The sequence below is a fragment of the Klebsiella sp. HC6 genome, from assembly GCF_022605325.1.
Lineage (GTDB): Bacteria > Pseudomonadota > Gammaproteobacteria > Enterobacterales > Enterobacteriaceae > Klebsiella > Klebsiella terrigena.
On sequence record NZ_CP093276.1, the window covers coordinates 710,981 to 725,270 of the forward strand.

A 14,290-nucleotide genomic window follows, 5' to 3' on the forward strand; every position below is an offset into this window, starting at 1 on the left:
GCCGCGTTTAGCCGCCGGGCCAGCGATTTACTTGTCCGACGAAGCCTGCCACAAATTTAGCTGACCATCCGCCACGTGCTGGTCGATCTGCGCCAGCTCTTCGGCGCTGAAGGTCAGGTTTTCCAGCGCCTTTACGTTCTCCTCCAGCTGCTGCGGACGGCTGGCGCCAATCAGTACCGAGGTCACCCGGCTATCCTTCAGCAGCCAGCTCAGCGCCATTTGCGCCATGCTCTGACCGCGGCCGTGCGCCATCTCCTGCAGCAGGCGCAGGCTTCGGACGTTTGGCTCGCTGAGCATCGTTTCCGTCAGGCCGCGATCCCGCTTCCCTTCATAGAACATTCGCGAACCTTCCGGGATCTGCTGGAGATACTTGCCGGTCAGCAGGCCCTGCGCCAGCGGCGTAAAGGCGATGCAGCCGACGCCGTTCTCCTCCAGCGTATCCAGCAGCCCGCTGCTATCGACCCAGCGGTTAAGCAGGTTATAGGAGGGCTGATGGATCAGCAGCGGAATTTTCCACTCGCGCAGGAGCGCCGCCATCTGCTGCGTGCGTTCCGGCGAATAGGAGGAGATGCCAACGTACAGCGCCTTGCCGCTCTGCACCGCCTGCGCCAGCGCTGCGGCGGTCTCCTCCATCGGCGTGTTCTCATCAACGCGATGAGAATAGAAAATATCGACGTAATCCAGCCCCATGCGCTGCAGGCTTTGGTCGAGGCTGGCCAGCAGATATTTACGCGAACTGCCGGAACCATAGGGCCCCGGCCACATGGAATATCCGGCTTTGGTCGAAACAATGAGTTCGTCGCGGTGGGCGGCAAACTCCTCGCGCAGCAGGCGGCCAAAGTTTTCCTCGGCGCTGCCGGGCGGCGGCCCGTAGTTATTGGCCAGGTCAAAATGGGTAATGCCCAAATCGAAGGCCTTGCGAAGCAGGGCGCGCTGGTCATCCAGCGCGTTACCGTGGCTAAAGTTGTGCCACAGGCCCAGCGACAGCGCGGGCAGCTGCAGGCCGCTTTTGCCGCAGTAGCGATACTGCATCCGATCGTAGCGACCAGGGTTAGCGAACCAGGACATGATCTCTCCTTTTTTATTTAAAACGACGTTCTACTTTAGACGCTAAGTCGCCGATGAGGCGTTTGCTGGATCACACTGCGCGAGATTTCTGGCGTCCCGGCGAGCTTATGCTTTGCTTAAAGGGCCTTCACTTACGGAGAACACGCGATGACGCGACTGACCGCCAAAGATTTCCCGCAGCAGCTGCTCGAGTACTACGACTACTATGCCCACGGCAAAATCAGCAAACGTGAGTTTCTCCAGCTGGCGGGGAAATATGCCGTCGGCGGAATGACCGCGCTGGCGCTGTTTAACCTGCTGAAACCCAACTATGCCCTGGCGGAGCAGGTGGCGTTTACCGACCCGGATATCCGCCCGGAGTATATTCACTATCCCTCTCCCGACGGGCATGGCGAAGTGCGCGCATACCTGGTGACGCCGACGAAGATAGCCGACAAAGCCGCGGCGGTGGTGGTGGTGCATGAGAACCGCGGCCTCAACCCCTATATTGAAGACGTTGCCCGGCGGGTGGCGAAGGCGGGCTATATCGCCCTGGCGCCGGACGGTCTGAGCTCCGTCGGCGGCTATCCCGGCAATGATGATGAGGGGCGAGAGCTGCAGCAGAAAGTCGATCCCGTGAAGCTGATGAACGACTTTTTTGCCGCGGTGGCGTTTATGGCGAAGCATCCGCAGGCGACGGGGAAAGTCGGCATCACCGGCTTTTGCTACGGCGGGGGCGTCAGCAACGCCGCCGCGGTGGCGATCCCGGAGCTGGCCTGCGCGGTGCCGTTCTACGGCCGGCAGCCGCCGCTCAACGAAGTCGCCAGGATTCAGGCGCCGCTGCTGCTGCACTACGCCGGCCTCGATAGCGGCATCAACCAGGGTTGGCCGGCCTATGAAGAGGCGCTGAAAGCGCAGCATAAGGTCTATGAGGCCTATATTTATCAGGGGGTTAATCACGGGTTTCATAATGACTCCACGCCGCGCTATGACCGGGAAGCGGCAGAGCTGGCGTGGCAGAGAACCCTGGCCTGGTTTGAGAAGTATTTGCGCTAGCGCGATCGGCTGAAATAGCGCTACCCCTTGCTTAAAAAATCGCTATATAATTTTGTATATAACGATTGAGGGGAACGCGATGGATAACCATTTTGGTAAAGGTTTAATGGCCGGTCTGCAGGCGGCTCAGGCCGACAGCGCCAGCGGTGCCGCAAATTTTTGTACCGACTATAAGCGCGGGTTTGTGCTCGGCTATTCTCAGCGGATGTTTGAAAAAACCGGCGACCGCCAGCTTAGCGCGTGGGAGGCCGGGATCCTGACCCGCCGCTACGGTCTGGACAGGAACATGATTATGGATTTCTTTAAGGAGGGGAGCTCCTGCACCGCGATGCGCTACTTTATGGCGGGATACCGCCTGGAGCGCTAATAGCCGAAGGCCGAAGCCTTCGGCTGGGATGGCCTTATGCCTGGCGCTTGTCTTCGGTTTGGCTATCGAAGTCGCTGGCGCTATGGCGCTCGTGGAGCTGCTCGTTTAGCGGGCCGTTGGTGCGGTTAACGATCCGCCCGCGCTGAACCGCCGGACGGCTGCCTACCTCCTGTGCCCAGCGCAGAACGTTTTTATAGCTGCCGGCGTCGAGGAATTCGGCGGCGTTATAGACGCCACCGAGCACCACGTTGCCGTACCACGGCCAGATAGCCATATCGGCGATGGTGTACTCTTCTCCGGCGACGTAGCGGTTGTCGGCGAGCCGCTTATCCAGCACGTCGAGCTGACGCTTGGCTTCCATGGTGAAGCGGTCGATGGCGTACTCGATTTTCACCGGCGCGTAGTTGAAGAAGTGGCCAAAGCCGCCGCCGAGGAACGGCGCCGCGCCCTGCAGCCAGAACAGCCAGTTCAGCGTTTCGGTGCGCCCGGCCGGATCTTTTGGCAGGAAGAAACCGAACTTCTCCGCGAGATAAAGCAGGATGCTGCCGGACTCAAACACGCGCGTTGGCGGGGTGGTTGAGCGATCGCTCAGCGCCGGGATTTTTGAGTTCGGGTTCACCGCAACGAAGCCGCTTGAGAACTGATCGCCTTCGCCGATCCGAATCAGCCAGGCATCATACTCCGCATCGCTCACGCCCAGCGCCAGCAGCTCTTCCAGCAGGATCGTCACCTTCTGGCCGTTAGGCGTTCCCAGGGAGTAAAGCTGAAGCGGATGCGAGCCGACCGGCAGCTCTTGCTCATGCGTTGCGCCGGAGACAGGACGGTTGATGTTGGCGAACGCGCCGCCGTTGTTCTGCTTCCATTCCCACACTTTCGGGGGTTGGTAGTTATTCTCTGACATGCTGGTCTGCCTTTGTAGTGAGGTGTTCAGGGAGTGTAGCAGGTGGCGTATTAAGGATTTAACAGTGTGAGGCTTATTCACCCGCTGGCGATATTCCCGGACGGCTTCCCCGGCCGCGTTACGCTCGCCGGGGCAGCGCCCTAAATCAGGCCATTATCCGCGCGGCCCAGACGCTGATATCGTCGCCGCTGCCGAGATCCGCCTGCACCAGCCCGTTGACCATAAAGGTCGGCGACACGTGGATACCGTTCTGGCGCGCATATTTGCTGTGCCATTTGATCTCCGCCTGCAGCTCAGGGCGGGCGAACGCCGCGGAAAGCAGAACGTGGCTGTAGCGCTCGATACGCTCAACGATTTGCTGCGGAGTGGCGTTCATATTCGGCCCGCTGCAGTGATCGGTAAATTCGAACTCTTCGCGATGGTCGGCCACGGCTTTTAGCACCTTATGCGCCTGCTCTCTGCCGTGCGGCAGGGTGGAGGCCGCCAGAATACAGCGCACGATGACCCCCGAGAACATGTGCCAGGGCTGGGACTGCAGGCGAACTTTGATGGTCACGTTATCCGCGCCAACCTCGTCGAGCAGGTCGTCGAGCTTATTGAATGCGCGTACCGAATAGGGGCAGGTTGGCTCCAGGAAAACCTCGAAGGTGCGCGGGCCATGTCCCCAGACCAGCGGTTGCGCTTGCAGATGCGGTTGTGTGCTCATAATCAACTCCTGACGTTAATTCGCGATTTGTTGTTATATCTCAGATAAACGATATCACTTTTGCCCTGCGGCGCAGGGTTATTTTCCGTAAGGGCACAATTCGCAAACCGAATGAGTGGTATCATTATTCCACCTCTGTCTGGTAAGTGCCTGCGGCAGGATAAGAAGAGGGAGTTTTGTTCCGCCAACTGCCCGGGCTGCATTAATTTGAGGTCAGGCTAATGAGCAAAGGATCGACAAGCAGTGATGCCCCTTTTGGTACATTGTTAGGCTACGCGCCGGGCGGCGTGGCAATTTATTCATCGAACTACAGCAGCTTAAATCCGCAAGACTATCCGGATGACGCCACGTTCCGCAGCTATATCAATAACGAGTATATGGGGCACAAATGGCAGTGCGTCGAGTTCGCGCGCCGCTTCCTGTTTCTCACCTACGGTTTCGTCTTCACCGACGTCGGCATGGCGTATGAAATCTTCTCCCTGCGCTTTCTGCGCGAAGTGGTTAACGACAACATTCTGCCGCTGCAGGCCTTTGCTAACGGCTCGCGTCGTCCGCCGATGGTGGGTTCCCTGCTGATCTGGCAGAAGGGCGGCGAGTTTAAGCATACCGGCCACGTGGCGGTGATTACGCAGCTGGTGGGTAATAAGGTCAGGATCGCCGAGCAAAACGTTATCCACACGCCGCTGCCGCAGGGCCAGCAGTGGACCCGTGAATTAACCCTCGACGTGAAGGACGGCATCTACACCCTCAAAGATACCTTTACGGACACTCAGATCCTCGGCTGGATGATCCAGACCGCCGATACCGAGCACAGCCTGGCGCAGCCGGTGCTGCCGGGCGAAGCGATGGCCATTCGTGGCGCGCGGCTGCCGAACAACGGGCAGTTTCGCGGCAAGTGGCTAAACGAGAAAGATACGCTGCAGAAAGCCTACGTTGACGCCAACGGCCACTTTATTAACGCCGACCCTTACCAGTATTTCACCATTACCGAAAGCGCTGAGCAGGAGCTGATCAAAGCAACCAACGAGCTGCATTTGATGTACCTGCACGCCACCGATAAGGTGATGAAAGACGACAGCCTGCTGGCGCTGTTCGATATCCCCAAAATTCTCTGGCCGCGTCTGCGCCTCTCATGGCAGCGGCGTCGCCACCATATGATTACCGGCCGCATGGATTTCTGCATGGACGAGCGCGGGCTGAAGGTCTATGAGTACAACGCCGACTCCGCCTCCTGCCATACCGAAGGTGGGCTGATCCTCGAACAGTGGCTGAAGCAGGGCTACTACGGCAGCGGGCATAACCCGGCGGAAGATCTGCTGGATGAGCTGGCGGGCGCGTGGAAGCACAGCCGGGCGCGGCCTTTTGTGCACATCATGCAGGATAAGGATCTGGAGGAGAACTACCACGCGCTGTTTATCCAACGTTCGCTCACCCAGGCCGGATTCGAGAGCAAAATCCTCTTTGGCCTCGATGAGCTGCGCTGGGATGCCGCCGGGCAGCTGATCGACGGTGACGGGCGGCTGGTTAACTGCGTCTGGAAAACCTGGGCATGGGAAACCGCCATCGAGCAGGTGCGCGAGGTCAGCGCCGACGAGTACGCCGCGGTGCCGATCCGCACCGGCCATCCGCAAAACGAGGTGCGGCTGATTGACGTCCTGCTGCGCCCCGAGGTGCTGGTATTCGAACCGCTGTGGACGGTGATCCCCGGCAACAAGGCGATTTTGCCGGTGCTGTGGTCGCTGTTCCCGAACCATCGCTATCTGCTGGATACCGATTTTGTCGTCAACGACGATCTGGCGAAAACCGGCTACGCGATTAAGCCCATCTCCGGGCGCTGCGGCAACAATATCGATCTGATAAGTCCCGACGACGAGGTGCTGGATAAGACCAGCGGGCAGTTTGTCGATCGCAAAAATATTTACCAGCAGCTGTGGTGCCTGCCGAAAGTGGATGGTAAATACATCCAGGTGTGCACTTTTACCGTTGGCGGCAACTACGGCGGCACCTGCCTGCGCGGCGATGATTCGCTGGTGGTCAAAAAAGAGAGCGATATTGAACCGCTAATTGTGCTGAAAGACAACGATAGACGATAGTTCCGCCTGCGCCGAATCGCAGGGGCCGCAAAATCCCCGGTAAGCGTAGCGCTGCCGGGGATTTTGGGTAAAAATTGGTACTAAATAGTTAACAAACCACAACAACAAGACAGACAAAAAAGGAAAATAATATGCACGATCGGCGACTCGCCGCCCGCGCGGGTGAACTCAAGCCCTCCGCCGTCCGCGAACTTCTCAAGCACAGTAAACTCCCCGGCGTTATCTCTCTGGGTGGTGGGATCCCGGCTCCGGAGCTGTTTGATACCGAAGGTCTGAATCTGGCGGTGCAGCAGGCGATGGGCGGGCGTTTCAACGATGCGTTCCAGTACGGATTGACCGAAGGCTATCCGCCGCTGCGTCAGGCCGTCAGCGAACTGTGTCGGGCGCGCGGCGTTGCCTGTCCGGCAAGCCATGTCTATATCACCTCCGGTTCCCAGCAGTCTTTGGATATCGTCGCGCGTACGCTGCTCGATCCGGGCGATGCGATCGTCGTCGAGCGCCCAACCTATCTGGCCGCGCTGCAGGTGTTCCAGCTGGCTCAGGCGAATATCCTCAGCGTCGATACCGATGACGACGGCATGCTGGTGGAACAGCTGGCGGACCTGCTGGAGACGACGAAGGTCAAGGCCGTGTACCTGGTGCCCACCTTCGGCAACCCGGGCGGAAAAACCCTCAGCGCCGATCGCCGCCGTCGGGTGGTTGAGCTGGCGAAGCAGCATGATTTCGTGATTATCGAAGACGATCCCTACGGCGAAATCAGCTTTACCGACGAAGTCCGCCGCCCGCTGTATCAGTACGCGCAGGAGCTCGGCTGTGAAGACCAGGTGGTCTACACCTCGACGTTCTCCAAGATCCTCGCCCCGGGCATGCGCATCGGCTGGATTGTGATGCCGGACTGGCTGGCGCAGCAGACGGTGATCGTCAAGCAGGCGGCGGATCTCCACACCAACATGCTGTCGCAGGTGATCACCGCGGAATACCTGGCGATGAACCGCCTGGAGAACCAGATAGCCCTGATCCGCGAAGACTATCGCAAGAAGTGCGTCGCCCTGGCCGATGCCCTGGAGAGCCAGCTTGGCGAGCATCTGGAGTTCAGCCGACCCAAAGGCGGCATGTTCCTGTGGGCCCGCTTCCGCTATCCGTTCGATACCATGCAATGGATGAAAAAGACCCTCGAAAACGGCGTGGTCTACGTGCCGGGCGAAGCGTTCTATAACGACAATCCGGATACCCGCACGCTGCGCCTCTCCTACTCAACGGTGTCGGAAGCGGGTCTGCTGACCGCCGTCGAACGCCTGGCGAAATCGCTGTAATTACCGCGCTTTCACTCCGCGTCGCGAGACGGCGCGGAGCCTTCACGCTTTCCACACAACGGCGAGTGACGGATCGTTGAAGCTGAGGGTATCGGGTGCTGCAGGAACAGCCCGTAGCGCTTCACGATGAGCGCACACGGGCATGTAAAATAAGAGAGGGGGGAGCTGCGCGCCGGAGGTTAATCCTGCTCGCTGATGCGATCGTCAAGCCAGATCAGCATTAATGAAGAGAGAAAAGCAACTGCCGCTGTGCCAATAAATAGCAACATAAGAAATACCTCAGAGGTTTTTAATTATTTTTCTAATTTTACCGGTGAGTGGGTGTTTTTGTCGGAGATGGTGATTTTGGTGGCGTGCTGGGATGTCGCGAGGGTGAAAAAATCATCGGCATCAATATCAAAGTTAAGAACTATTTCCTTATATTTCCCGCAGTTAATTAATTCTTTTGCTTCTTTCATACTACCGGCTGTAATAGTAGGCATCGTTTTATCTCGTTTGAAAAACTGACAAGCAAAATAAGAGCTTGTGCGTATCAGATCAACTACTTTTTATGGTAATAGCAGCCATCGCCAACGGTTATGCGGTCGAGTTTACTGATTTTTTGAAATATAATTTCTTTTTTTTCTTTTAGTGTAGCGTAACATTTTGCCAATCTCGCATCGTGCTGCGCAGATCATCGGCGTGGAGAGAATTATGACGAATTTGTTACATCGTCGGCGGCGCGAGAACGCCCGCGGGAGTGCGGGCGTTGGGTTTATCAGGCCGGCAGGCCTTCGACGAGGGGAATCATCGCTTCGGCAACGGGCAGGGTTTACAGCAGGCCGGCTTCCTTCGCCGTACGGTCGATAGCGCGTTTGGTCTTCTCGACCAGTTCGTCCAGCTCGCTACGTCCGGCGATCAGCGCCGGCGCCATGATCATCCGCCCCAGCGTCGAGCGAATAATGACCCCCTCTTCAAAACCGATGGTGCGGCAGCGCCAGGCCAGCTCGTTCTCATTGGCGAAGCGGCGGCGGGTGCTTTTATCTTCCGCGAACTGCAGGGCCGCGACGAGGCCCGTACCCTGAACTTCGCCGATCAGCGGGTGATTGTCGAACACCTCCCGCAGGGTTTTCTGCAGATACGGGCCGGTGTTATCGCGTACGTTGGTGACGTGGTTTTCGTCGCGCAGCGCCTTCAGGTTGGCAATCGCCACGGCGGCGGCAACGGGATGGCCGGAGTAGGTCAGACCGTGGGCGAAGACGCCGCCTTTCTCAACCAGCACTTCCGCCATGCGCTTGCTCAGCACCAGGCCGCCCATCGGCACGTACCCGGAGGTCAGCCCTTTGGCGATGGACAGCGTATCCGGCTCGAAGCCGAAGTACTGATGCGCGAACCACTCGCCGGTGCGGCCAAAGCCGCCAATGACCTCATCGGCGCACAGCAGGACGTCGTACTTCCGGCAAATGCGCTGGATCTCAGGCCAGTAGCTTTCCGGCGGGAAAATCATCCCGCCCGCGCCCTGGAACGGCTCGGCGATAAAACCGGCCACGTTTTCCGCGCCCAGCTCGAGTATTTTCTCCTCGAGCTGACCGGCGCAGCGCAGGCCAAACTCGTGCGGCGTCAGGCTGCCGCCGTGCATGTACCAGTAGGGCTCGTCGATATGGGCCACGTCGGGGATCATGCCGCCCATGGTGTGCATCGCCTTCATCCCGCCCAGCGCGGTGGCGGCGAGGGTTGAGCCGTGATAGCCGTTCCAGCGGCCAATCATCACCTTCTTCTGCGGCTTGTCGAGGATCTGCCAGTAGCGGCGAACGGTGCGGATCAGCACTTCGTTCGATTCAGACCCCGAGTTGGTGTAAATCGCGTGGCTGTAGTGCGGCGGCAGCAGGCTGAACAGCAGCTCGGAGAGCTCGATCACCGTTGGGTGGGTGGTGTGGAAGAACATATTGTAATAGGGCAGCTTAGCGAACTGCGCCGCCGCCGCATCCGCCAGATCCTGGCGGCTGTAGCCGAGCTGGGTGCACCACAGGCCGGACATGCCGTCGAGGTACTTGTTGCCGTCGTTATCCCAAAGGTACAGACCCTCCCCGCGAACCATCACGCGAGGCCCCTCGGCGTTCAGCGCCTTCTGGTCGAGAAAGGCGTGGATATGGTGTGCGGCATCGGCGCTCTGGTAGTCCGGGGTGCTGCGTTGCGGGTTATTCGGGGTAGTCATCTTCTCTCTCCTGTAAGCGGAATCTAAAAATGCGAAAGCTGCCGGGTGCTAGCGAAACTGGAACCAGGTCGTTTTGAGGCTGGTGAATTTGTCAAAGGCGTGCAGCGACAGGTCGCGGCCAAAGCCAGACTGCTTATTGCCGCCAAACGGCACGCTGACGTCCAGCGCGTCGACGGTATTCACCGAGACGGTCCCGGCGTTAAGCATTCCGGCAACGCGATGGGCGCGATGGAGATCGTCGGTCCACACCGAGGCGGCGAGGGCGTAGATGTGCTGATTGGCGAGGGTGACGGCCTGCTGCTCGTCGTCAAAAGGCATAACGGCAAGCACCGGGCCGAAAATCTCCTCCTGCCACAGGGAGGAGGCGGTATCCGCGGCTTCAATCAGCGTCGGTTCCACGTAGTTGGCGACGCCGTCGATCTCAATCTCGCGACCGCCAATGAGGACGCGGGCGCCGGTGCGCTCGGCGGCGCGAATGGCGCTCATCACCTTTTGCGCATGCGCCGCGCTGACCATGGCGCCCATTTTGGCTGCAGGCTCGAAGGGATGAGACGGCGCCCACGCCTGCATTTTTTCCTGCAGCTTAGCGATAAATTCGGCGTAAATCGTCCGCTCGACCAGCAGGCGAGAGTTAGCCGAGCAGACCTCGCCCTGGTTGAAGCAGATGCCGAAAGCCGCTTTTTCAGCGGCCAGATCGAGATCCTTGCAGTCGGCGAAGACGATATTGGCGCTTTTGCCGCCGCACTCCAGCCAGACCTGCTTGAGGTTGGACTGCGCGGAGTAGGCCATAAAGGCTTTGCCGACGGCGGTAGAACCGGTGAAGGTGATGGTATCGACGTCGTTATGCAGGCCTAAGGCGCTGCCGGCTTCGGTCCCCAGGCCAGTGACGACGTTCAGCACGCCCGCCGGGAGGCCCGCCTCAAGCGCCAGCTCCGCCAGACGCAGCGCTGAAAACGGCGAGTTCTCCGACGGCTTGAGGATCACGCTATTGCCGGCCGCCAGCGCCGGGCCGAGCTTCCACGAGGCGAGGTCGAGCGGGAAGTTCCACGGCACGATGGCCGCCACGACGCCAATCGCTTCGCGGGTGATGGTGGCGAGAGAGCCTTTCCTGGCGGGGGCCACCTCGTCGTAAATTTTATCCACGCTTTCGGCATACCACGAGAAAACGTGCGCCGCGCCGGGGACGTCGACGTTTAGCGCATCGTTGACCGGTTTGCCCATGCTGACGCTCTCCAGCAGCGCCAGCTCTTCGCGATGTTCGAGGATCAGCCCCGACAGCCGCAGCAGAACGGCCTTGCGCTCCTGCGCGGAGAGCCCTGACCAGATGCCTGAGTCAAAGGCCTTACGGGAGGACCGGACGGCGACAGCAATATCCTCTGCCTGAAGCGCCGTGACCTCGGCGAGCAGCGCGTTGGAGGCGGGGTTGATAACCGGGAAAACGCGGCGGCTTTGGGCGACGTAGGGCTGGCCATCGACGATGGCATGGCTGATAAAGCGCTGCTCCCGCAGCCTGCTGTGCCAAAAGTTTCTGTCGGTCATAAGCCTCTCCGTTATCGTGTTGCGTAATTGTTATTTATTTGTTGCCGTTAATTCATGATGCCGGAGGGGGGAGAAGTGAGAAAGGACTAAAAATCTAGGTAACCTCCATAAAAAACTTTGTTAGCCTGGCAGGGAGCCGCCGATGCGCGGATCCTGGCGATGACGCTTTGTGTGATGTGGCTCAAAAGAATTCACCATTAGTGATTTTAATGTCATGTAATTAAATCGTTTTTATTTTTAGTTCCGGTTTTTGACGGTCGATGGTTATGCTATTCGTAACAATATTTAATGTTCTTAGATTGGTCTGTAAGGAACTAAAAAAATATATCCGGCCTTTTTTAGCCGCCGCCCTAAAGCCGCCGCCTGTGACGGCGCCGTCGTTTTCTTTACGCCTCCATGTTAATTTTCTGTAAAAACCTGACCGATGTCGGATTGTTGATCTTTATTTGTCGGCGGGGTTGCGCCCGAGGGGGAGCATCGTTTAATCCTATTCAGCTCATCTCTTTGCCAACAAAAAATAAGGTATCGCATGCCCCATTTCACCCTGAAACAGCTCAAATACTTTGTTGCCGTTGTCGAAGCGGAGAGCATTGCCGAAGCCTCCCGGCAGCTCCATATCGCGCAGCCCTCTATCTCCATCGCGGTGAAAACCCTGGAAGATATGTTTGAGCAGCAGTTTTTTATTCGCCACCATGCGCAGGGGGTCTCCATGACCTCCAGCGGGCAGCGCTTCTATGAGAAAGCGAAGGAGCTGCTCCGGCTCTCGTACCAGTTCGAGCAAAACTCGAGGGCGGATAATGAGCTGGTGTCGGGGATTGTTTCTATCGGCTGTTTCGAGACCGCGGCGCCGCTCTACCTGCCGTCGCTGATCGCCGGGTTTAAGACCATTTATCCGGATATCACCATTAAAATTTACGATGGCGAGCAGCATGAAATTGCCCACGGTCTGCACCGCGGTCGCTTTGACCTGGCGTTTATGTACGATCTCGAGCTGGATGTCTCGATTCAGACCGAGAGCCTGAACGCGCCGCAAAAGCCCTACGCGCTGCTGCCGGCAAATCACCCGCTGGCGCAGCGGGCATCGGTCAAGCTGTCGGAACTGAGCCACCTGCCGATGGTGCTGCTGGACGTTGTCCCCAGCCGTAACTATTTCATCAGTATTTTCAAAGACAAAGGCTACAATCCTCAGGTGGCCTACAGTTCGCCGTCGATTGAGATGGTGCGCTGCATGGTCGGCCAGGGGCTGGGCTTTTCGGTTCTGGTGACCCGCCCGGTTTCTGATATCACCTACGATGGGCAGCAGGTGCGCTGCGTCGAGATTCAGGATGAGATGGCCAATTCGACGCTGGTGATGGCCCATCTGCGCAGCAGCGAGCCCACTAACCCCGCCAAGCTGTTTATGGAATATTGCCGCAACGCGGTGCTCAGCCCGCCGGAGCAGGTGGCGCGGGTGGCCTGACCGGAGTTTTATTCAGCTCAGAGACCCGCGCCCGTGCGGGTCTTTTTATATTTGGCGGCATATTTTCTGAATATAAAAAAACGATACTCTGCATATATTTTTTATATCCTCGCAGGCCGCCTCCCGCCGCATCGATAAATAAGCACTAAGCACAAAATTATCCGGCGAATAATTTACGCTAAAATCCGGTTTATCTTGTAGATTCAAGGCGCTGCACTCTGCATCACTATTTTATTCTCAGGTTCTAAATTTATAATAATTTACCTGTTTGTTACTGTTTATTAACCTCGGTCCTGCGCAGTGGTTTATTCCTGGCGATTGAACTCCATTCGAAGGACACATTTATGACCGTAGAAAAAACACAAATTGATACGCTGATTGTTGGCGGGGGTCAGGCCGGTATTGCCATGAGTGAGCATCTGACCCAGCAGGGGATCTCGCATCTGGTTATCGAGAAAAACCGCATCGCTGAGGCCTGGCGTACCGGGCGTTGGGATTCGCTGGTGGCGAACGGCCCGGCGTGGCACGACCGCTTCCCGGGAATGGAGTTTAAAGGCGGCCAGCCGGATAGCTTTATTCCCAAGGACGATGTGGCGCAGTACTTTGAAGATTACGTCAGGAAATTCTCCCTGCCGGTGCGTACCGGCGTGGAGGTAAAAAGCGCGGTTCGCAACAGCGGACGTCCCGGATTTACCGTTGAAACCACGGATGGGGTGATCGAAGCGCAGCGCATCGTTGCCGCGACCGGGCCGTTCCAGAAGCCGGTCATTCCGCCGATCGCGCCGAAAGAGGGCGACATTCATCAGATCCATTCCGCCAAATACTACAACCCTGAGCAGCTGCCCGCCGGCGCGGTGCTGGTGGTTGGCGCCGGCTCTTCCGGCGTGCAGATTGCCGATGAGCTCCAGCGCGCGGGCCGCGAGGTCTATCTCTCCGTCGGCGCCCACGACCGGCCGCCGCGCGCCTACCGCAACCGGGATTTCTGCTGGTGGCTGGGGGTGCTGGGCCTGTGGGATGCCCCCGCCAGCGAGCCGGGGAAAGAGCACGTCACCATCGCGGTGAGCGGCGCCCACGGCGGGCGGACGGTGGATTTTCGCGAGCTGGCGCAGCGCGGCATCACCCTGGTCGGGCTGACGAAGGCGTTTGAATCCGGCGTCGCCACCTTCCAGCCGGACCTGGGCGACAACATCCGCCGCGGCGATGAAAACTACCTCTCGCTGCTGGACGCCGCTGACGCCTACGTTGCGGCCAACGGCCTCGATTTGCCGCCGGAGCCCGCGGCGCGCGAATTCTTAGCCGACCCGGCGTGCATGACGTCGCCGATCCTCTCTCTGGACCTGGCGCAGGCCGGCGTAACGAGCATCATCTGGGCGACCGGCTACGCCGTGGACTACGGCTGGCTCAACGTTAACGCCTTTAACGCGCAGAATCGCCCTCAGCACCAGCGCGGCGTCTCCAGCGAACCGGGGGTCTATTTCCTCGGCCTGCCGTGGCTGTCGCGCCGGGGTTCGACCTTTATCTGGGGCGTTTGGCACGACGCGAAGCACATCGCCGACCATATCGCGACCCAGCGGAAATACAGCCAGTACCGGGATGCCGGTCAGCGCTGAACTGT

The 14,290-nt window shown here is 58.6% G+C and carries 12 protein-coding genes; 6 read left to right on the forward strand and 6 right to left on the reverse strand.

Going from position 1 to position 14,290, the window contains the following annotated elements; translation table 11 throughout:
- Nucleotides 1-27: 27 nt before the first annotated feature.
- Nucleotides 28-1,068: an L-glyceraldehyde 3-phosphate reductase gene (gene mgrA / locus MMW58_RS03440; protein ID WP_133600920.1), complete on the reverse strand. Its 1,041-nt coding sequence runs from the start codon at nucleotides 1,066-1,068 to the stop codon at nucleotides 28-30.
- 147 nt (nucleotides 1,069-1,215) lie between these two features.
- Between mgrA and yghX the strand changes: the two genes are divergently transcribed.
- Complete coding sequence (yghX, locus tag MMW58_RS03445; protein WP_133600921.1) at nucleotides 1,216-2,103, forward strand: YghX family hydrolase; 888 nt, start codon at nucleotides 1,216-1,218, stop codon at nucleotides 2,101-2,103.
- 79 nt (nucleotides 2,104-2,182) lie between these two features.
- A complete protein-coding gene (locus tag MMW58_RS03450) occupies nucleotides 2,183-2,470 on the forward strand; it encodes a DUF2623 family protein (protein WP_133600922.1) in 288 nt (95 codons plus the stop codon).
- Between the two features lie 34 nt (nucleotides 2,471-2,504).
- On the opposite strand, the gene yghU is transcribed toward MMW58_RS03450, so the two are convergent.
- Complete coding sequence (yghU, locus tag MMW58_RS03455; protein ID WP_133600923.1) at nucleotides 2,505-3,371, reverse strand: glutathione-dependent disulfide-bond oxidoreductase; 867 nt, start codon at nucleotides 3,369-3,371, stop codon at nucleotides 2,505-2,507.
- 145 nt (nucleotides 3,372-3,516) lie between these two features.
- The gene (locus MMW58_RS03460) at nucleotides 3,517-4,077 is read right to left on the reverse strand and encodes a DsbA family protein (protein ID WP_159864923.1); all 561 of its coding nucleotides are present in this window, start codon (nucleotides 4,075-4,077) and stop codon (nucleotides 3,517-3,519) included.
- Nucleotides 4,078-4,298: 221 nt separating this feature from the next.
- On the opposite strand from MMW58_RS03460, the gene gss reads away from it, so the two are divergent.
- Complete coding sequence (gene gss, locus MMW58_RS03465) at nucleotides 4,299-6,170, forward strand: bifunctional glutathionylspermidine amidase/synthase (RefSeq protein WP_159237102.1); 1,872 nt, start codon at nucleotides 4,299-4,301, stop codon at nucleotides 6,168-6,170.
- A gap of 131 nt (nucleotides 6,171-6,301) precedes the next feature.
- Nucleotides 6,302-7,483, forward strand: coding sequence for an aminotransferase-like domain-containing protein (locus tag MMW58_RS03470; protein ID WP_133600925.1), 1,182 nt, complete (start codon nucleotides 6,302-6,304; stop codon nucleotides 7,481-7,483).
- Nucleotides 7,484-7,776: 293 nt separating this feature from the next.
- Here MMW58_RS03470 and MMW58_RS03475 read toward each other — a convergent pair whose 3' ends face one another.
- From MMW58_RS03475 to MMW58_RS03485, 3 genes are all read right to left on the reverse strand, one after another.
- Complete coding sequence (locus MMW58_RS03475) at nucleotides 7,777-7,965, reverse strand: hypothetical protein (protein ID WP_045856893.1); 189 nt, start codon at nucleotides 7,963-7,965, stop codon at nucleotides 7,777-7,779.
- A gap of 329 nt (nucleotides 7,966-8,294) precedes the next feature.
- The gene (locus tag MMW58_RS03480) at nucleotides 8,295-9,677 is read right to left on the reverse strand and encodes an aspartate aminotransferase family protein (RefSeq protein ID WP_041147248.1); all 1,383 of its coding nucleotides are present in this window, start codon (nucleotides 9,675-9,677) and stop codon (nucleotides 8,295-8,297) included.
- 48 nt (nucleotides 9,678-9,725) lie between these two features.
- Nucleotides 9,726-11,216, reverse strand: coding sequence for an aldehyde dehydrogenase (locus tag MMW58_RS03485; protein ID WP_241722752.1), 1,491 nt, complete (start codon nucleotides 11,214-11,216; stop codon nucleotides 9,726-9,728).
- Nucleotides 11,217-11,745: 529 nt separating this feature from the next.
- Here MMW58_RS03485 and MMW58_RS03490 point away from each other — a divergent pair.
- Nucleotides 11,746-12,675: a LysR family transcriptional regulator gene (locus MMW58_RS03490; RefSeq protein ID WP_133600927.1), complete on the forward strand. Its 930-nt coding sequence runs from the start codon at nucleotides 11,746-11,748 to the stop codon at nucleotides 12,673-12,675.
- Between the two features lie 344 nt (nucleotides 12,676-13,019).
- Nucleotides 13,020-14,285 (forward strand): flavin-containing monooxygenase, encoded by a 1,266-nt coding sequence (locus MMW58_RS03495; protein WP_159237104.1) that lies wholly within the window; start codon nucleotides 13,020-13,022, stop codon nucleotides 14,283-14,285.
- The last annotated feature ends 5 nt before the right edge of the window (nucleotides 14,286-14,290 follow it).